At 75.1% G+C, this 19,174-nt stretch carries 14 protein-coding genes; 10 read left to right on the forward strand and 4 right to left on the reverse strand.

Translation table 11 applies throughout. The features are described 5' to 3' along the window. Window position 1: 1 nt before the first annotated feature. Entirely contained in the window at window positions 2-841 is an 840-nt protein-coding gene (locus AC5L34_RS11480; protein ID WP_363905557.1) for a GNAT family N-acetyltransferase, read from the forward strand. 226 nt (window positions 842-1,067) lie between these two features. Next, complete coding sequence (locus AC5L34_RS11485) at window positions 1,068-4,706, forward strand: ATP-binding cassette domain-containing protein (protein ID WP_494824804.1); 3,639 nt, start codon at window positions 1,068-1,070, stop codon at window positions 4,704-4,706. A 98-nt stretch (window positions 4,707-4,804) separates the two neighbouring features. Here the strand turns inward: AC5L34_RS11485 and AC5L34_RS11490 are convergent, their stop codons facing one another. The 4 genes from AC5L34_RS11490 to AC5L34_RS11505 form a co-directional block, all read right to left on the reverse strand. Next, the gene (locus tag AC5L34_RS11490; protein ID WP_441175331.1) at window positions 4,805-5,869 is read right to left on the reverse strand and encodes an NADH:flavin oxidoreductase/NADH oxidase; all 1,065 of its coding nucleotides are present in this window, start codon (window positions 5,867-5,869) and stop codon (window positions 4,805-4,807) included. An 81-nt stretch (window positions 5,870-5,950) separates the two neighbouring features. After that, window positions 5,951-7,258 (reverse strand): dicarboxylate/amino acid:cation symporter, encoded by a 1,308-nt coding sequence (locus AC5L34_RS11495; RefSeq protein ID WP_441175490.1) that lies wholly within the window; start codon window positions 7,256-7,258, stop codon window positions 5,951-5,953. Between the two features lie 265 nt (window positions 7,259-7,523). Then, on the reverse strand, window positions 7,524-8,159 hold the full coding sequence (locus AC5L34_RS11500) for a DUF998 domain-containing protein (RefSeq protein ID WP_441175330.1): 636 nt from the start codon (window positions 8,157-8,159) through the stop codon (window positions 7,524-7,526). Then, the gene (locus AC5L34_RS11505; RefSeq protein ID WP_441175329.1) at window positions 8,152-9,117 is read right to left on the reverse strand and encodes a glutathione S-transferase family protein; all 966 of its coding nucleotides are present in this window, start codon (window positions 9,115-9,117) and stop codon (window positions 8,152-8,154) included. The genes AC5L34_RS11500 and AC5L34_RS11505 overlap by 8 nt, the downstream gene beginning before the upstream one ends. 108 nt (window positions 9,118-9,225) lie before the next feature. On the opposite strand from AC5L34_RS11505, the gene pcaF reads away from it, so the two are divergent. From pcaF to AC5L34_RS11545, 8 genes are all read left to right on the forward strand, one after another. Further along, the gene (pcaF, locus tag AC5L34_RS11510) at window positions 9,226-10,428 is read left to right on the forward strand and encodes a 3-oxoadipyl-CoA thiolase (RefSeq protein WP_441175328.1); all 1,203 of its coding nucleotides are present in this window, start codon (window positions 9,226-9,228) and stop codon (window positions 10,426-10,428) included. 276 nt (window positions 10,429-10,704) lie between these two features. Beyond that, window positions 10,705-11,523, forward strand: a complete 819-nt coding sequence (locus AC5L34_RS11515; RefSeq protein WP_441175327.1) for an SAM-dependent methyltransferase — start codon at window positions 10,705-10,707, stop codon at window positions 11,521-11,523. 4 nt (window positions 11,524-11,527) lie between these two features. Beyond that, window positions 11,528-13,702, forward strand: a complete 2,175-nt coding sequence (locus AC5L34_RS11520) for a putative bifunctional diguanylate cyclase/phosphodiesterase (RefSeq protein WP_494824807.1) — start codon at window positions 11,528-11,530, stop codon at window positions 13,700-13,702. Beyond that, window positions 13,699-14,199 (forward strand): DUF456 domain-containing protein, encoded by a 501-nt coding sequence (locus AC5L34_RS11525; RefSeq protein ID WP_441175325.1) that lies wholly within the window; start codon window positions 13,699-13,701, stop codon window positions 14,197-14,199. Before AC5L34_RS11520 ends, AC5L34_RS11525 begins: the two co-directional genes overlap by 4 nt. A 411-nt stretch (window positions 14,200-14,610) precedes the next feature. Continuing rightward, complete coding sequence (locus AC5L34_RS11530; protein WP_494824809.1) at window positions 14,611-15,972, forward strand: glutamine synthetase family protein; 1,362 nt, start codon at window positions 14,611-14,613, stop codon at window positions 15,970-15,972. A 108-nt stretch (window positions 15,973-16,080) separates the two neighbouring features. Continuing rightward, entirely contained in the window at window positions 16,081-17,436 is a 1,356-nt protein-coding gene (locus AC5L34_RS11535; protein ID WP_357662312.1) for an aldehyde dehydrogenase family protein, read from the forward strand. Between the two features lie 4 nt (window positions 17,437-17,440). Then, on the forward strand, window positions 17,441-18,208 hold the full coding sequence (locus AC5L34_RS11540) for a 3-oxoacyl-ACP reductase (RefSeq protein WP_441175322.1): 768 nt from the start codon (window positions 17,441-17,443) through the stop codon (window positions 18,206-18,208). Beyond that, window positions 18,205-18,936 (forward strand): gamma-glutamyl-gamma-aminobutyrate hydrolase family protein, encoded by a 732-nt coding sequence (locus AC5L34_RS11545; protein ID WP_494824811.1) that lies wholly within the window; start codon window positions 18,205-18,207, stop codon window positions 18,934-18,936. Before AC5L34_RS11540 ends, AC5L34_RS11545 begins: the two co-directional genes overlap by 4 nt. Window positions 18,937-19,174: the final 238 nt, after the last annotated feature.

The following is a 19,174-nucleotide window of genomic DNA, read 5'->3' on the forward strand; positions in this document are numbered from 1 at the left end:
CGTGCTGACGGTGCCGGTTCGTCAACTGGGGGAGTCGGAGCGCCGCGCGGTCGAGCGGCTGCTCGACCTCGACCCGTTCGCGGGCGCGCAGGTCGCCGAGCGGATCACCGCGCGTGGCCTGGCCTGGTGGCGCGCCGAGGGACGGGTGCTGGGCTACGGCAGCCGCCGCAACCTGGAGTCGATCTGCTGGCTGGGCGGCAACCTCACCCCCGTGCTCGCCACCGAGCCGGCCGTCGCCGCCTACGCCGACCTGCTGGCCGGCGAGGAGCGGCTCTGCTCGTCGATCGTGGGCCGGGCCGACGCGGTGCTCGGCCTCTGGGACCGGCTCTCCGCCGTCTGGGGGCCGGCCCGGGACGTACGCCCCAACCAGCCGTTGCTGGCGACCGAGGCGCTGCCCGCGCTGCGGGCGGACCCGCAGGTGCGGCTGGTGCGCGCCGGCGAGATCGACCGGCTCTTCCCGGCGGCGGTGGCGATGTACACCGAGGAGGTCGGCGTGTCGCCGCTCGCCGACGACGGCGGGCGCGGCTACCGGCGGCGGGTCACCGACCTGGTCCGGACGGGCCGGGCGTACGCCCGGTTCGTCGACGGTCAGGTGGTGTTCAAGGCCGAGCTGGCGGTGGTGACCCGCCGGACCGCCCAGGTGCAGGGCGTCTGGGTGGCCCCCGAGTGGCGGGGCCGGGGCATCGCGTCGGCGGCCATGGCGGCGGTGGTGCGCGACGCGCTGCTGCGGGTCGCCCCGACCGTCAGCCTCTACGTCAACGACTTCAACCTCCCTGCGCGCCGGGTCTACGAGCGCTGCGGGTTCCGCCCGGTCGGCACGCTCGCCACCGTGCTCTTCTGAGCCACGGGCCACGGCGGCGACCTGGACGCGCTGCGGACGCGGGCGCGCACGGCGTCCGCCCGCAGGTCGGGCCCCGATGTCGCGGCCGGCGCAGCCCCGAGCCCGGCCGGCGCACGCCCTCGGCACCGGCGTCCGGGCAGGTGAACGGCCGGTAAATGCGTTGAGCCGGCCGGCTCCACCGACCAGGCTGGATGCTCCGCCCCGCTTTGCCCGAAGGGACTCCGTCATGCGTCTGCTCCGGGACATGTGGGCCACCTCGCCCCGCCGAATGGCGATCGTGACCTGCCTGATCGTGCTCGGCGCCGGCGGTCAGGCCGCCGCCGCCGCGCTGGCGGGCCCCGTCCTGGTGCACCGCGCCGCCGGGTTCTTCGCGCTGCTCGCCGTCGCGCTGGTCGCCGCCGTCCTCACCGACCTCGCGGTGAGCCTGCTGATGGCCGGGCTGACCGCCGACTGGTCCGCCGACGTGCGCCGCCGGCTGTGCCGGGTCGCGCTCGGGCAGGACCTGCCGACCCTGGAGACCACCCCGGTCGGCGAGCTGCTCGACCGCATCGACGGCGACGTCTACCAGGTCGCCGCCGCGGTGCGCAACCAGGGCGTACGGATCGCGCAGGGCCTCGGCGCGGGCGTGCTGTCGACCGTCGTCGCCCTCGCGGTGTGGTGGCCGGCCGGCGTCGGGATGCTGGTGCTGACCGTGCTGCTGGCCCTCGGCCTGCGCAAGCCCACGGCACGGATCGGTCCGGCCCGGATGGCCGAGGAGGAGGCCTGGTCCGACCTCGCCGCGGTGATGGAGGAGGCCATCCACGGCCAGGACGACGTACGCACCAGCCTGGCCCGGCCGTACGTGCTGCGCCTCTACGCCCGGCGGGCCGCCGAGGTGCTCAGTCGCGGGGTGCGCGTGTGGCGGATGTCCGCCCAGGTCACCACCGTGGCCGCCGGCGTGATCCGGGCCGGGATCGCGGCCGTGGTGCTCGGCGGCGCGTGGGCGCTGGTCACCGGCCGGGTCGACGGCGCCCGGCTCACCGCGATCTGGCTGCTGGCCATCGGCTTCGGCATGACCGTCGAGCACGTCAGCCGGATGGTCCCCGAACTCCAGTACGCCCTCGGTGCCTGGGGGCGGGTGCAGCTGCTGGCGGGCTCCCGGCAGGAGCCCGTGGGCGGGGGCGTCCCGGCCGAGGGCGACCTGGTGGTGCGGGGCCTCACCTTCCACTACGGGGGCGCCGACGACGGGCGTGGCCCCGCGCTGCGCGACGTCGACCTGACCTTCACCCGGGGCCGCTCGTACGCGCTGGTCGGCCGGACCGGCTCCGGCAAGTCCACCCTGGCGAAGGTGCTCACCCGGGCCGTCGACGTGCCGCCGGGCACGGTCTTCCTGGCCGGCGACGACGTGTGCGGCCTCGACGTCGAGGCGCTGCGCCGGTGGATCGCCGTGGTGCCCCAGCGCACCGAGATCCTCGCCGGGACCCTCGCCGAGAACGTCGCGCTGTTCGATCCGGAGCTGCTCGACGCCGCCGCCCGGGCGCTGCGCGAGCTGGGGCTCGACGGCTGGATCGCCGAGCTGCCCGCCGGGTTGCAGACCCGGCTGGGCGACGGCGGGCACGTGCTCTCGGCCGGGCAGGAGCAGCTGGTCGCCTTCGCCCGGATCCTGGTGCGCGACCCGCACGTGGTGATCCTCGACGAGGCCACCGCCCGCCTCGACCCGGTCACCGAGGCGCGGGTGCAGCAGGCCACCGAGCGGTTGCTGCGTGACCGGATCGGCATCGTCATCGCCCACCGCCTCTCCTCCGTACGCCGCTGCGACGAGGTGGTGGTGATGGCCGACGGAGCGGTCGTCGAGGCCGGGCCGCTGGACTCCTCGGAACGCTTCGCCGAGCTGCTCGCCACCAGCCACGCCACCGCGTACGCCCACGCGGCGCCGGGCGGCCGCTCCGGCGGGGTCGACCTGCTGACCGGCCCGTCGGACCCGTGGCCGACCACCGGCCGGGACGAGTCCCTCCCACCGGAGGCCCCCCTTCCCGGCCCGCCGGCCGTCTCGTCGGCCACGTCCTCGGCCGTGCCGCCGATCGAGGCGTCGGCCGTCCCGCCGGTCGGGTCGGTCCCCGCGACCCCGACGGAGTCGGTCGGGTCGGTCGACGGCCGGACGGGTGGGGGCGGGTCCGCAGCCTCCGGGGACCCGGCGCCGACGTCCCCGCGCGGGCTGCGCGAGCTGCGGGAGATCCTGCGGCTGTGCCTCAACGACGCGCGGTACGGGCTGGCCTCGCTGGCGTTGTTCCTGCTGCTCGTGCTCCTCGGGCTGGAGGGGCCGGTGCTGCCGTGGCTCTGGGCGGACGTCGTCGACGGCACCGGTGACCCGTGGAAGCCCGCGCTAGGGATCGTCGTCGGCCTGCTGGTGACCCTGCCGGTGCCGTACTTCAACGGCCTGCGCTTCCCGCAGTGGTGGGTCCGGCAGATGCTGCGGATCAGCCTGCGCCTGGTGCACGGCCAGACCGGACCCCGCCGGGTCAGCCGGCACACGCCGGCGGAGGTGGTGGCCCAGGGCGGCGACACCGAACGGGTGGTGCAGCTCGCCGACAACCTGATGGACCAAGGGCTCTCGCTGCTGCTCCTGGTCACGATGACCGCCGTCACCGGCAGCGTGGTGCCGGGGCTCTTCTTCGCGGGCACGATGCTGGTCTCCGGGCTGGCCGCGACGCTGTTCGGCCCCCACCTGGAACGTTCCGCGCGGGCCACCGTCGCGGCGCGGGCCGCGTTCGCCACCGCGCTGGTCTCCTCGTTGTCGGCCGCCCGTACGGTCAAGCTCGCCGGCGCCACCCGCCCGGTGCTGACCCACCTGGCCGACCTCGACGTGGTGCGCAGCGACCGGCAACGCCGGGAGATCTCCGTGCAGGTCTGGTCCCGGTCGACCCCGTCGCTGGTCAGCGGCCTGCTGCCGATCGGCGCGTGGGCGCTCTTCCTGGCCGGGCACCTCTCGGCCGGCGCCACCCTGGTCGCGGTCGCCACCCTGGCCGCCGCCCGCTGGTTCGCCTGGACGACGGCCTCGCTGATCTCGCAGATCCCGTCGGCGCGGGTGTGGACCCGGCGGACGGTGGCGATGGCCGGGGTGGAGGCGTACTCGGCGTCGGTGCCGGGGGTGGACCTCGGCACGGGGACGGCCCCGGCGCCCGTCGTGCCGCCCCGGCACCCGCTGCGCCGGCTGGAGCTGACCGGCTTCGGCGTCCGGCACACCGACGGGACGGTGGCCGTACGCGACGTCGACCTGACGGTGGAACGCGGGCAGCTGGTGCTGGTCGTGGGCCCGGTCGGCTCGGGCAAGTCGTCGCTGCTGCGGGCGCTGGCCGGCATCGCCCCGCACACCGGGCGGCTGACCTGGAACGGCGACCCCGTCACCGAGCCGGAGCTGTTCCTGCGCCCCCAGCAGGTGGGCTACGTCGGCCAGCTGCCCCGGGTGCTCTCCGGCACGGTGGCCGACAACATCACCCTCGGCCATCAGGTGGACGCCGCGGCGGCGGTGTCGACCGCCCAGCTCGACCACGACCTGGCGGCGGCCGGCGGCGGGCTCGGGCTGCTGATCGGGCACAAGGGCACCCGGCTCTCGGGCGGTCAGTTGCAGCGCCTCGCGCTGGCCCGGGCGCTCGCCCCGCGTACGGAGCTGCTGGTGGCCGACGACGTCTCCTCGGCGCTGGACGTCACCACGGAGCTGGCGCTGTGGCAGGCGCTGCGCGAGCACGGGGTGACCGTGGTGGGTTCGACGTCGAAGCGGGCCGCCCTGGTGCGGGCCGACCACGTCGTGGTCCTGCGCTCCGGCACGGTCGCCGCCCAGGGGCCGTGGCACGACCTGGAACCCCAGTGGTCCCACCTGGCCGGCTGACCCCACCCACCCTCGCGGCCCCGGTCACGGGGCTGCCGGCACCGATGCGGAGATCGACAGCGCCGCCAACCCCGTGACCGGGGAGGACCAGCGGGGGGTCAGGCGCGGGCGTACTGGGCGGGCCAGGCGGGGGTGGCGCCGAGCTTGGCGGCCGCCCGGTGCGGCCAGTACGGGTCGCGCAGCAGCTCCCGCCCGAGCAGGACCAGGTCGGCGTCGCCGGACGCGACGATCTCCTCGGCCTGCTCCGGCTCGACGATGAGGCCGACCGCGCCGGTGGCGATCCCCGCCTCCCGGCGTACCCGGGCGGCCAGCGGCACCTGGTAGCCCGGGCCGACCGGGATCCTCGCGGTGGCCGAGGCGCCGCCCGAGGAGCAGTCGACCAGGTCCACCCCGGCGGCGGCCAGCTCGCCGGCGAGCACCACGCTGTCCTCGGGCGTCCAGCCCGCCGGCTCCCAGTCGGTGGCCGAGATGCGGGTCAGCACGGGCACGTCCTCGCCGACGGCCGCGCGGACCGCCCGCGCCACGTCCAGGGTGAGCCGCATCCGGCCGGCCCGGTCCCCGCCCCAGCCGTCGTCGCGGTGGTTCGTCAGCGGGGAGAGGAACTCGTGCAGCAGGTAGCCGTGCGCGGCGTGGATCTCCACGGCCGCGAACCCCGCGTCGACCGCCCGACCGGCCGCCGCCGCGAACGCCTCGACCACGCCGGCGATCCCCGCCTCGTCCAGCGCCGTCGGCACCCGGTAGTCCGGGACGAAGGGCGCGGCCCCCGGGCCGACCGGCGTCCAGCCGCCCTCGGCGTCGGGCACCCCGCCCCGCCGGGGCGCCCACGGCCGGTACGTCGACGCCTTGAACCCGGCGTGCGCGAGCTGCACGACCGGCACCGCGCCGTGCGCGGCGACGAACGCGGTCACCGGCCGCCAGGCGTCGACGTGCACCCCGGACCAGAGCCCGGTGTCCTGCGGGCTGATCCGCCCCTCGGGCAGCACGGCGGTGGCCTCGGTCATCACCAGGCCGGCGCCGCCGACCGCGCGGGCGCCCAGGTGCACCAGGTGCCAGTCGGTGGGCAGGCCGTCCGGGCCGGCCGTGTACTGGCACATCGGCGCCAGGGCGATCCGGTTGGGCAGGGTCACCGTGCGCAGGGTCAACGGGGTGAACAGGACACTCATGTGGTCATCCTCTCCGGAGGCGGGGAGGGCCCGCGGTGGGGCCCTCCCCGGGTCGTCGGGTCGCTCGGTGCGGCGGGTGGCTCAGGCCGGTACGGGGGCCGGTTGCTCGGCCCGGCGCGGACCGGTGTCGGTGTCGGCGTCGGTCGGGGCGAGCAGCGGGCGCCGGCCGGCCGAGTCGTACGCGGCCCGGTCCAGGGTGCCCTCGCGGGCGGCGACGATCGTCGGCACCAGCGCCTGACCGGCGACGTTGGTGGCGGTGCGGATCATGTCCAGGATCGGGTCGATCGCCAGCAGCAGGCCGGCGCCGGCCAGCGGCAGGCCCAGCGTGCTCAGGGTCAGGGTCAGCATCACGATCGCGCCGGTCAGGCCGGCGGTGGCGGCCGAGCCGACCACCGACACGAAGGCGATCAGCAGGTAGTCGGTGATCCCGAGCTGCACCCCGAAGACCTGGGCGACGAAGATCGCCGCCAGCGCCGGGTAGACCGCCGCGCAGCCGTCCATCTTCGTGGTGGCGCCGAACGGCACCGCGAACGAGGCGTACTCGCGGGGGACGCCGAGGCGCTCGACCGAGCGCTGGGTCACCGGCATCGTGCCCACCGAGGAGCGGGAGACGAAGGCCAGCTCGATCGCGGGCCAGGCGCCCGCGAAGAAGCGCAGCGGGTTGAGCCGGCCGGCGCCCACCAGCAGCAGCGGGTAGACCACGAAGAGCACGATCGCGCAGCCGACGTAGACGGCGGTGGTGAACCTGGCGAGCGGGGCCACCAGGTCCCAGCCGTACGAGGCGACGGCGTTGCCGATGAGGCCGAGCGTGCCGATCGGGGCGAGCCGGATGACCCACCACAGCGCCTTCTGGACGATCTCCAGCAGCGCGCGGTTGATCGCCACGAACGGCTCCGCGGGCTCGCCCACCAGCAGCGCCGCCGCGCCGACGACGAGGGCCAGGAAGACGATCTGGAGCACGTTGCCGTCCACGAACGCGCCGACCGGGTTGGTCGGCACGATGCCGGTGAGGAAGTCGGTCCACGAGCCGGTCTTCGCCGGCGCGGTGGCGCCGGCGGTGTCGAGGGTGACGCCCCGGCCCGGGTCGGTGAGCACGCCGAGCCCGATGCCGACGCCCACCGCGATCAGCGCGGTGACGCCGAACCAGAGCAGGGTCTTGAGCGCCAGCCGGGCGGCGTTGGTCACGCCGCGCAGGCTGACCACGCTGACCACGATGGCGGTGAAGACCAGCGGCGGCACGGCCAGCTTGAGCAGTTGGACGAAGAGGCCGCCGACGGTGTCGAGGGTGCTGGTGAGCCAGCTCAGGTCGTTGGCGCGGGCGAGGAAGCCGAGCGCCACGCCGAGGACGAGACCGAGCAGGATCTGCACGGAGAAGGGGATCTTGCGCAGGGCGGAAGCCATGAGGGTGTGTCCCAGGTCTGGAGGGTCGGTACGGGCAGCGTCAGGAGAGCGGCTGCGCCGGACAGACGCCGCTGGCCTGCAGCCGGAGGTCGACATACAGGCGCACGGTCAGGTGCCAGACGTTGGTCATCGTCGCCGAGGCTAACGCCGGCCGTCGATGCAGCGGAAGGAGCCCGTGCGGTGACGCTCCTTACAGCGTGGCCCGGGACGGATCTCCTCCCCGGCGCGGGGCGTCGACCGGGGTGGCCCCCGCCTACCGGCGGAGCGCGACGGCGGTCGCGGTGGCCGCGCCCCACAGGACGGCCACCAGCAGCAGCAGCCGCTCCAGGACGGCGATCAGGCCGCCGCGCCCCACGAAGACCAGGGCCACGGCGGTCGCGCCCGCCAGCGGCAGGGCCGCCGCCAGGGCCACCGCGCCCAGCCGGCGCAGCGCCGACGGCGCGGCCCGGGTGAGCGTGACCGCCAGCATCGCGAGGACCACCGCGGCCACCGCGAGGATGCTCGCCGCGCCGTGCACCAGGTCCGCCGTGGTCGCCCGTTCGAACGGCGGCAGCGGGCAGCCGGCGCTGCACGTCACCGCCCCGGAGACCAGCGCGAAGACGCTCCCGGCCGCGAGCAGCCCGGCCGCCGCCCGCAGCACCGGGGGCAGCGCCGTCGCGAGCAGCAACAACCCGGCCGCCAGGGCGAAGACCCCGATCCGGTACGCCGGGGCGTACGCGCTGTCGGTGACGCCCGCCTCGCTGACGTACCCGGTCAGGCCCGGCCCCGGACCGGCGACCACGGCGACGGTCACCGCGACCGCGCCCCCGACCACGCAGGCGGCGGAGGCCGACGCGGCGGCGGCCCGGGGCGGTGTGGCGCGCGGACCGGCCCGGCGCGGCTCAGCCACGCCCGTGCGGCGTGGTCCAGCCGGAGGTGTCGGGGCCGAGCGGGACGATCCCCGTCGGGTTGATCGCCGCGTGGGTGCCGTAGTAGTGCCGCTTGATGTGGTCGAAGTCGACCGTCTCGCCGAAGCCCGGCGTCTGGAACAGGTCCCGCGCGTACGCCCAGAGCACCGGCATCTCGGTCAGCTTGTGCCGGTTGCACTTGAAGTGACCGTGGTACGCCACGTCGAAGCGGACCAGGGTGGTGAAGAGCCGCACGTCGGCCTCGGTGATGGCGTCGCCCATCAGGTAGCGCCGGCCCGCGAGCCGCTGCGACAGCGCGTCGAGCCGCGCGAAGAGGGCCGTGAACGCCTCCTCGTACGCCGCCTGGGAGGTGGCGAAGCCGCACCGGTAGACGCCGTTGTTGACGTCGCGGTGGATCTCCGCCATCAGGGCGTCCAGCTCCGGGCGCAGCGCCTGCGGGTAGAGGTCCGGCGCCCCCGGCCCGTGCAGGCCGCGCCACTGCGTGGACAGGTCCAGGGTGAGCTGCGGATAGTCGTTGGTGACCACCCGGCCGGTGCGCGTGTCGACCAGCGCCGGTACGGTGACCCGCCCGGTGTAGTCGGGGTCGGTGGCGAGGTAGGCCTCGGAGAGGAAGCCGACGCCGAGCACCGGGTCGAACCCGTCCGGGTCGAGGGCGAACCGCCAGCCCCGCTCGTCGCGGATCGGGTCCACGGTGCCGAGGGAGATCGCGTCCTGAAGGCCGAGCAGGTCGCGTACGATCCGGGCCCGGTGCGCCCACGGGCAGGCCCGGCACCAGATCAGCCGGTAGCGTCCCGGCTCCAGCGGCCAGCGGCCCTGCGCGTCGGGCCCGCCTCCGGGCGGGGAGTCGGAGTCCGGGGTGACCCGACCGGTGAACCGGTTGGGCTGGCGGACGAACTCGCCGCCGACACTGGTCTCTGCGCTGAACTGGGCCCGGGCCATGCCGCCAACCTATCCGCTGCCCGCGCGGATATCCTGGCTGCCGGGCGTCCCCGCGACCCGGAACCGCCCCGCCCCCGCCCTTCCCACCCCCCCCGAAGGATCGCGCTGATGACCGTGGCATACCTGGTGGCCGGTGTCCGCACCCCGATCGGCCGGTACGCCGGCGCCCTCGCCGGCGTCCGCCCCGACGACCTGGCCGCGCACGTGATCCGCGAGCTGGTCGGCCGGCACCCGTCGGTGGACTGGGCGCGGGTGGACGACGTGGTCCTGGGCTGCGCCAACCAGGCCGGCGAGGACAACCGCAACGTGGCCCGGATGGCGGCGCTGCTCGGCGGGCTGCCCGAGGAGGTGCCCGGCAGCACCGTCAACCGGCTCTGCGGCTCCGGCCTGGACGCCCTCGCCACGGCGGCCCGCTCCGTCGTCGCCGGCGAGGCCGACCTCGTGGTGGCCGGCGGGGTGGAGAGCATGAGCCGCGCCCCGTTCGTGATGCCGAAGGCAACCACCCCGTTCTCCCGCACCGCCGAGGTCTACGACACCACCATCGGCTGGCGGCTGGTCAACCCGCTGATGAAGAAGCAATGGGGCATCGACTCCATGCCGGAGACGGCGGAGAACGTCGCCGCCGAATACGGCGTCAGCCGCGCCGAGCAGGACGAGTTCGCGTACCGCTCGCAGCAGCGGGCCGCGAAGGCACAGGCCGACGGTCGGTTCGCCGAGGAGATCGTCGGCGTGACCGTGCCGGCGGGCCGGCGCGAGACGAAGCTCGTCGAGGTCGACGAGCACCCCCGGGAGACCTCGCTGGAGAAGCTCGCCGCGCTGCCCACCCCGTTCCGCGAGGGCGGCACGGTGACCGCCGGCAACTCCTCGGGCGTCAACGACGGCGCGGTGGCGCTGTTGGTCGCCTCGGAGGCGGCCGTGGCCCGCTACCACCTGACCCCGCTGGCCCGGGTCGCCGGGGCCGCCGCGGCCGGCGTACCGCCGCGCGTGATGGGCGTCGGGCCGGTGCCGGCCACCCGGAAGCTGCTCGACCGCCACGGCCTCGGCCTCGACGCGGTCGACGTGATCGAGCTGAACGAGGCGTTCGCCGCGCAGTCCGTCGCGGTGCTGCGCGAGCTGGGCCTGCCGACCGACGCCGAGCACGTCAACCCGAACGGCGGGGCGATCGCGCTCGGGCACCCGCTCGGCGCGAGCGGAGCCCGGCTGGCGCTGACGGCCGCACTGGAGCTGCGCCGCCGGGGCGGCCGGCGGGCGCTGGCCACCATGTGCGTCGGCGTCGGCCAGGGCATCTCGCTGCTGCTCGAGGCCGCCTGACCCACGTGGGCCGGGCTCCCGGGCACCTGCGGGGTTCCGGCCCGCGCGTGCGCGTCGGGTGCCCCGACCGTAACGGGTCGGTTCCGTCCGTCGTACGGACCGTGACGAGGGCCGGAAGGGCCGACGAAGTGGGTCATGGGACCTCCCGGAGCCGGGAGTTCGCGGCCTAGAGTGGTGAGCACCACACGACCCGCGGGTCGGCCGGTGCCCCGCGTGCCCCAGGCACCCCGGCACCGGTCCCCTCCCGCACCGCGGCGACGACCATGAGGTGCAGCAGTGCAGAAGCCGGACGGACTTCCCGCCGAGATCGACCTGTCCCGGCCGAGCGCGGCCCGGGTCTACGACTACTTCCTCGGCGGAGCGCACAACTTCGAGATCGACCGGCAGCTCGCCGAGCAGATCGCGAGCATGACCCCGAACCTGGCGGCGACCATGCGCGCCGGTCGGGAGTTCCTGCGCCGCGCCGTACGGACGCTGCTCGACGCCGGCATCGACCAGTTCCTCGACATCGGCTCCGGCATCCCCACCGTCGGCAACGTGCACGAGGTCGCGCAGGCGGCCAACCCCAAGGCCCGGGTGGTCTACGTCGACATCGACCCGGTCGCGGTGGCGCACAGCCGCGAGCTGCTCGCCGGCGACGACCTGACCGGGGTGATCCACGCCGACCTGCGCGAGCCGGAGCGGATCCTGGCGGGGGCCCGTGACCTCGGGCTGCTCGACTTCAACCGGCCGCTGGGCATCCTGCTCGCCGGGGTGGTGCACTTCATCCCCGACGCCGACCGCCCCGGCGACGTCCTGGCCACCCTCCGGGCCGCCGCGGCCCCGGGCAGCCACCTGGTCGTCTCGCACTCCACGTTCGAGGACCAGCCGCAGGAGATGCTCGACGCGCAGCGCCTCTCCGCGCGTACCGACACCGAGATCACGCTGCGCTCCCGTGCCGAGGTGACGAGCTTCTTCGGCGACTGGACGCTGCTGGAGCCGGGCGTGGTGCACATGCCGCTGTGGCGCCCCGACTCGCCCTCCGACGTGGACGAGCACCCGGAGCGGTTCGGCGCCTTCGGCGGCGTCGCCCGGTACGACCAGCCCACCGCCTGATCCGATGGCCGCCGTCCCGGAGCCCGGCGGCGACGACCTCAGCCGGTCGGGCGCCCAGCGTTACGCGGCCGAGTGGGCCCGGACGGTGCGCCGACTCGGTTTCGTGCCGCTCAGCGCGGCCGAGACCGAACGGCTGCTGCACCTGCACACCGTCCGGCTCGCCCAGGCCCTGCTGGCCGAGCCGTTCTCGGCCCTGCCGGCCGAGGAGGTGGGGCGCGCGCTGGTCGAGGAGCACCTGACCGAGCCCCGGGTGCTCGACTGGTCGGTGCGGGCCCTCGGCGACCGGTTCGCCGCCCGGGTGCTGTCGGGCCGGGCCCACCGGGACGAGACGGCGGAACGGGTCGCGGCGTTGCAGGGCGGGCTCGCCGCCGGCTTCGCCCGGGCGCTGCGCGACCGTACCTTCGCCCAGCAGGAGCGGATCGCCCGCTCCGCCTGGCAGGCCCGCGACGACGTGGAGCAGGCCCTGCGCGACAGCGAGGCCCGGTTCCGGGCGGTCTTCGTGGGCGCGGCCACGGGGATCGGCATCGCCGGGGTCGACGGTCGGATCATCGACGTCAACCAGGCGTTCGCGGACATGCTCGGCTACTCCATCGAGGAGCTGAGGCAGACCAACGTGGCCGCGCTGTTCCACCCCGACGACGCGGCCGGGATGTGGGAGCTCTACCAGGAGCTGACCGAGGGCAAGCAGGACAGGGCCCGGGTGGAGAAGCGCTACTACCGCAAGGACGGCAGCGTGGTCTGGACGGACCTGTCCGTCTCGTTGATCCGCCACGACGACGGCCGGCCCCGGTTCACGGTCGCGATGATCGAGGACATCACCGAGCGGTACGAGCTCCAACAGCGGCTGCGCTTCCAGGCGCTGCACGACCCGCTCACCGGGCTGCCCAACCGGACCCTGTTCTTCGAGACCCTGGGCCGGGTCTTCGACGTCGCCGACGCGACCCAGCGCGTCGGGGTCTGCTTCCTCGACCTGGACGGCTTCAAGGCGGTCAACGACAGCCTCGGCCACGACCTGGGCGACCGGCTGCTCGTGGTGATCGCCCGGCGGCTGGCCGACTGCGTCGCCGGCCGGGGCCACCTCGTCGCCCGGATGGGCGGGGACGAGTTCGTCATCCTGGTCGACGACGGCGCCGGGATCGACGACGCGGTGCAGGTCGCCGAGGTGGCCCTGGCCGCGGTGTCCGCCCCGGTCCGCATCGGCGAGCACCAGCTCGCGGTGTCGGCGAGCGTCGGCATCGTCGAGTGCCCGGTCGGCGGGACAAGCGCCTCGGAGCTGATGAAGGCCGCCGACACCACGCTCTACTGGGCCAAGGCGGAGGGGCGCGGCCGGTGGGCGGTCTACGACCCGGAGCGCGGCGCCCGCGACATCGCGCGCTCCGCCCTCGCCGCCGGGCTGCCGGCGGCGCTGGACCGGGGCGAGTTCGTGGTGCACTACCAGCCGATCGTGTCCCTGCTGGAGGGCTCGATGCTGGCCGTGGAGGCGCTGGTCCGCTGGCAGCACCCCGAGCTGGGGCTGATCGGGCCGGACCGGTTCATCGGGCTGGCCGAGGAGACCGGCCTCATCGTCCGGCTCGGCGAGTGGGTGCTGCGGCAGGCCTGCCGGGACGCCGAGGCGTGGCGGCGCGAGTTCCCCCGGGCCCAACTGGTCGTCAGCGTCAACCTGGCCGCCCGGCAGGCCGACGACCCGGGGATCGTCGACACCGTCGCCGACGCGCTGACGTCCACCGGGCTGCCGGCGGACCTGCTGCAACTGGAGCTGACCGAGAGCGCGGTGATGGGCACCGCCGGGGAGCCGCTGCGGTCGCTGCACCGGCTGGCCACCCTCGGCGTACGGATGGCCATCGACGACTTCGGCACCGGCTACTCCAACCTGGCGTACCTGCGCCGGCTGCCGATCCACTGCCTGAAGCTGGCGGGGCCGTTCGTCGAGGGCATCCGGGGCGAGGACGCCGACGCGACGGCCGACCACCGCGACGAGCGGATCGTGGACGCGCTGGTCCGGCTGGCGCACGCGCTGGAGCTGTGGGTGACCGCCGAGGCGGTGGAGACCGGGGCGCAGGCGGAGCGGCTGCGCGCGCTGCGCTGCGACACCGGGCAGGGACGGTTCTTCGGCCCACCCGCCCCGGCGAACGAGATCACCGAGCGGCTGCGCGCCGAGGACCGGGGAGCGACGGCATGAGCCTGACGGACAGCGAGGCGGCGGTCGGCGTACTCGCCGGGATCGCGATCCTCGCCGGGCTCGCCGGCGTGGTGGTGCCCGGCCTGCCGGCGCTGCCGCTGTGCTGGGGCGGGGTGCTGATCTGGGCGGTCTTCGGCGGCGCCGGGCCCGGCCGCTGGGCGGTGCTGGCCGCCGCGACCGTGGTCGTGGCCGGCGGCACCGTCGTCAAGTACGCCTGGCCGGGGCGGAACCTGAAACGTACCGGCGTGCCCACCTCTTCGCTGCTCGCCGGGGGGCTGCTGGGGCTGGTCGGCTTCTTCGTGATCCCGGTGCTCGGGCTGGTGCTCGGCTTCGTCGGCGGGGTGTGGGCGGCCGAGCGGCTGCGCCTGGGCGACTCCCGGCTGGCCTGGCCCGCGACGAAGCAGGCGGTGGCGGCGGCCGGCCTGTCCATGCTGGTCGAGTTCCTCGCCGGCCTGCTCGTCGCCGGGCTCTGGGTGGCGGGCCTGCTGCTCACCTGAGCCGGCGCGGTGCGGGCGCAACGCGGTGCGGCGACGGCGCGGGGCGGGCGTCGGGTACGGCGCAGCGCCGTACGGGTGAGAGAGAGGTGACGTGCCCCGCGCCGCCGCGTGCCGGGCGGTCCGAGCGCCCGGCGGTGGCCCGTCGCGATCGGGCCTGGTCACGGGCTCAAGCATGCGGCGCACGCGCCGCCACGGCAACGCAATTTGCCCGGTCGCCGGGCCGACCGGTGGGCCGCTGCCGAGCCTGTCGGTGGCGGCCGCCGGGCGGGACGACGGCGCGCGACGGGCACCGCGTCGGCGGAGGCGTCCGGCGGTCACACCCGGCGGCCCCCGGCGCGGTTGCCGGGACGCCGGGCGGGGCATTGACGGGCATCCGGTAAGCCAGTAGACCTTGGTGATGGAGGCCCGCCGATGAGAAGAGCTCCGCTCACGTTGGAACAGCTGCGGGTCGCCGTCGCAGAGGGTGAGATCGACACCGTGGTGCTGGCCCTGGTCGACATGCAGGGCCGGTTGCAGGGCAAGCGGTTCCACGCGCCCTACTTCCTCGACGAGGTGGCCGCCCACGGCAGTGAGGGCTGCAACTACCTGCTGGCCGTCGACGTCGACATGAACACCGTGGACGGGTACGCGATGTCGAGCTGGGAACGCGGCTACGGCGACTTCGCCATGGTGCCGGACCTCGACACGCTGCGCCGGGTGCCCTGGCAGCCGGGCAGCGCGCTCCTCCTGGCCGACCTGGCCTGGCTGGACGGCTCCCCGGTCGTCGCCTCGCCCCGGCAGATCCTGCGCCGGCAGCTCGACCGGCTGGCCGCGCACGGGCTGACCGCGTACGCCGGCACCGAGTTGGAGTTCGTGCTGTTCCGCGACTCGTACGAGGAGGCCTGGCGGCGCGGCTACCGCGACCTGACCCCGGCCAACCAGTACAACGTGGACTACTCCCTGCTCGGCACCGCCCGGGTCGAGCCGCTGCTGCGCCGCATCCGGCGGGAGATGGCCGGGGCGGGGCTCACCCCGGAGAGCGCCAAGGGGGAGTGCAACCTCGGTCAGCACGAGATCGCCTTCCGTTACGACGAGGCGGTGGCCTGCGCCGACCACCACGTGATCTACAAGAACGGGGCGAAGGAGATCGCCGCCCAGGAGGGCATGTCGATCACCTTCATGGCCAAGCCGAACGAGCGCGAGGGCAACTCCTGCCACATCCACTTCTCGCTGCGCGACGCCGACGGCCGCTCGGCCATGCTCGGCGACGGGCCGGCGCATCTGTCGACGACCGGGCAGCGGGTGCTGGCCGGGCTGCTGGCGACCATGCGCGAGTTCAGCCTCCTGTTCGCGCCGAACATCAACTCGTACAAGCGCTACCAGCCCGGGTCGTTCGCGCCCACCGCGCTGCGCTGGGGCACGGACAACCGCACCTGCGCGCTGCGGCTGGTCGGGCACGGGCAGGGCATGCGGGTGGAGAACCGGGTGCCGGGCGCGGACGTGAACCCGTACCTCGCCATCGCCGCGCTGGTCGCGGGCGCGGTGCACGGCATCGAGCGGGAGCTGGAGCTGGGCGAGGAGTGCACCGGCAACGCGTACGACGACGCCACCGCCGAACGGGTCCCCGGCACGCTGCGCGACGCCCTGGCTCTCTGGGAGGGCTCGACGCTGGCCGCCGAGGCGTTCGGGGACGAGGTGGCGGCCCACTACGCCAACCAGGCGCGGGTCGAACTGACGGCCTTCGACGCCGCCGTGACCGACTGGGAACTCCAGCGTGGCTTCGAACGCCTCTGACCCCGCCCCCTCCGGCGGTCGATCATGGAGTTCCGGTGGGCGATCGAGGATGATGGGCGGCTCTGACGAGGCACAACTGCATGATCGACGCCGCGAAGGGGTGGGTACGTGAGTGAGGTGGTGGATCCGGCCACCGGGGAGGTCGTGGGGCGGGTGGCTGCCACGTCGGCCGAGGAGGTCGACGCGGCCATCGCGCGCGCGGACGCGGCCTTCGTACGGTGGCGCGCGGTGGCGCCGGGGGAGCGGGCGCGGGTGTTGCGGCGCTTCGCGGCGGTCGTCGACGCGCACCTGGAGGAACTGGCGCGGCTGGAGGTACGCAACTCCGGGCACACCATCGGCAACGCGCGGTGGGAGGCGGGCAACGTCCGCGACGTCCTCGACTACTACGCGGGCGCGCCGGAGCGGCTGACCGGGCGGCAGATCCCGGTGCCGGGCGGGCTGGACGTGACGTTCCACGAGCCGCTCGGCGTGGTCGGCGTGATCGTGCCCTGGAACTTTCCGATGCCCATCGCCGCGTGGGGCTTCGCGCCGGCGCTCGCGGCGGGCAACACCGTGGTGCTCAAGCCCGCCGAGCTGACCCCGCTGACCGCGCTGCGCCTGGCCGAGCTGGCGCGCGAGGCGGGGGTGCCCGACGACGTGTTCACCGTGCTGCCGGGCGCCGGGTCGGTGGTGGGGGAGCGCTTCGTCACCCATCCCGCCGTACGCAAGGTCTGCTTCACGGGCTCCACGGAGGTGGGCACCCGGATCATGGCCGGCTGCGCCGCGCAGGTGAAGCGGCTGACGCTGGAGCTGGGCGGCAAGAGCGCCAACCTCGTCTTCGCCGACGCCGACCTGGAGCGGGCGGCGGCCACCGCCCCGTACGCCGTCTTCGACAACGCCGGGCAGGACTGCTGCGCACGCTCGCGGATCCTGGTGCAGCGCCCGGCGTACGACCGGTTCCTGGAACTGCTCGAACCGGCGGTGCGCGCGCTGCGGGTGGAGGACCCGGCCCGGGAGACCGCCGAGATGGGCCCGCTGATCTCCGCCGCCCAGCGCGACCGGGTGGCCGGCTACGTCGACGGGGCGAACGTGGCCTTCGCCGGCTCCCGCCCCGACGGCCCCGGCTTCTGGTACGCCCCGACGGTGCTGCTCGCCGACTCGCCCGCGGACCGGCACTGGCGCGAGGAGATCTTCGGCCCGGTCGTCTCGGTGCTGCCGTTCGACGACGAGGCCGACGCGATCCGGCTGGCCAACGACACCGAGTACGGGCTGTCCGGCTCGGTCTGGACCCGGGACGTGGGCCGGGCGGTGCGGGTGGCGCGGGCCGTGGAGGCGGGCAACCTCAGCGTCAACTCGCACTCCTCGGTGCGGTACTGGACGCCGTTCGGCGGGATGAAGCGCTCCGGGCTGGGCCGCGAGCTGGGCCCGGACGCGCTGCACGCCTTCACGGACGTCAAGAACGTGTTCATCGCGACGGAGGAGTGATCAGGTGCGGGGTCGACTTGAGGACCGGGTGGCGGTGGTCACCGGAGCGGGCAGCGGGATCGGGCTGGCCACCGTGCGGCGCTTCGCCGCCGAGGGGGCCCGGGTGGTCTGCGTGGACGTCGACCCGGAGGCGGGCGGGCGGGCCGCCGAGGAGATCGGCGGGGAGTTCGTCGCCACGGACGTCGCGGACGAGTCGGCCGTGCGGGACCTCTTCGACGGGGTGGCCGAGCGGCACGGGCGCATCGACGTGGCGTTCAACAACGCCGGCATCTCCCCGCCCGAGGACGACTCGATCCTGACCACCGGCCTGGACGCCTGGGAGCGCGTGCTGCGGGTCAACACCACGAGCGTCTACCTCTGCTGCAAGTACGTCATCCCGCACATGCGCCGGCAGGGCCGGGGCTCGATCATCAACACCGCGTCGTTCGTGGCGCTGATGGGGGCGGCCACCTCGCAGATCGCGTACACGGCGAGCAAGGGCGGGGTGCTGGCGATGACCAGGGAGCTGGGCGTGCAGTTCGCCCGGGAGGGTGTGCGCGTCAACGCGCTCTGTCCCGGCCCGGTCGCCACCCCGCTGCTGCTGGAACTCTTCGCCGCCGACCCGGAGCGCGCCGCCCGCCGGCTGGTGCACGTGCCGATGGGGCGGTTCGGGAAACCGGAGGAGATCGCCGCCGCGGTGGCGTTCCTGGCCAGCGACGACTCGTCCTTCATGACCGCCGCGCAGTTCGTCGTGGACGGCGGCATCACCGGCGCGTACGTCACGCCGCTGTGAGCCGGCCACTGATCGGGATCACCGCGTACGTCGAGCCCGTCGGCTGGGGCGTGTGGCGGGACGTGCCGGCGGTGCTGCTGCCCGAGGCGTACGTCCGGGCGGTCACCGCGGCCGGCGGCCGGGCGGTGGTGCTACCGCCGGACGACCGCGACGCCGACGTGCTGCGGGTGCTCGACGGGCTGCTCCTGGCCGGCGGCGCGGACGTCGACCCGGCCCGGTACGGCCAGCTGCCGGCGCCCCGCACCGAGAGCCGCCCCGGGCGCGACGCGGGCGAGTTGGCCCTGCTCACCGCCGCCCTCGACACGGACCTGCCGGTGCTCGGCGTCTGCCGGGGGATGCAGTTGCTCGCCGTCGCCGCCGGCGGGTCGCTGCACCAGCACCTGCCGGACGTCCTGGGGCACGACCTGCACCGTCCCGCCCCCGGCGTCTACGGCGGGCACGGCGTGCGGTTCGCCCCCGGCAGCCTGGCCGCGACGGTGCTGGCCGGCGTGGTCCGGGTCAACTCGTACCACCACCAGGCGGTGGCCGACCCGGGCCGGCTGACGGCGACGGGCTGGTCCGACGACGGGGTGGTCGAGGCGGTCGAGGATCCGCACCGCCCCTTCCTGCTCGGCGTGCAGTGGCACCCGGAGAACGAGCCCGACCCCCGGCCGATCGCCGCCCTGGTCCAGGCGGCCGGGGAGCACCGGTCGGCCCGGGAGCACCGGGCCGGTCCGGCCCTTCGGTGACGTCCCTGCCCGGCCGGGCGTGCCGCCGGCGACGTCCCTCGACGGCGTGGTGGGCCGTCGGCGACGTTCCTCCTCAGCGCGGTGGGCCGTCGATGGTGGCCCGGCGCGGGACGCCAGCACGCAGGTAGGTGTCGCAGATCACAGCCGCGTGTCGAGGGGTGCGGGGTGGTCCCGGTGTGGTCCCGTCGGCGGGACTGAAATGCCGCGCTGGCGGGGATTCGGGCGAGCGCCGTCGCGT

Source organism: Micromonospora sp. ZG13 (assembly GCF_059359355.1).

What these genes read in the sequence shown, in the direction of transcription:
- AC5L34_RS11505 (WP_441175329.1), bottom strand. Translation starts at nt 9,117, where the DNA reads ATGGCCCGGGCCCAGTTCAGCGCAGAGACCAGTGTCGGCGGCGAGTTC.
- AC5L34_RS11530 (WP_494824809.1), top strand. Translation starts at nt 14,611, where the DNA reads ATGAGAAGAGCTCCGCTCACGTTGGAACAGCTGCGGGTCGCCGTCGCA.
- AC5L34_RS11485 (WP_494824804.1), top strand. Translation starts at nt 1,068, where the DNA reads ATGCGTCTGCTCCGGGACATGTGGGCCACCTCGCCCCGCCGAATGGCG.
- AC5L34_RS11520 (WP_494824807.1), top strand. Translation starts at nt 11,528, where the DNA reads ATGGCCGCCGTCCCGGAGCCCGGCGGCGACGACCTCAGCCGGTCGGGC.
- AC5L34_RS11490 (WP_441175331.1), bottom strand. Translation starts at nt 5,869, where the DNA reads ATGAGTGTCCTGTTCACCCCGTTGACCCTGCGCACGGTGACCCTGCCC.
- AC5L34_RS11525 (WP_441175325.1), top strand. Translation starts at nt 13,699, where the DNA reads ATGAGCCTGACGGACAGCGAGGCGGCGGTCGGCGTACTCGCCGGGATC.
- pcaF (WP_441175328.1), top strand. Translation starts at nt 9,226, where the DNA reads ATGACCGTGGCATACCTGGTGGCCGGTGTCCGCACCCCGATCGGCCGG.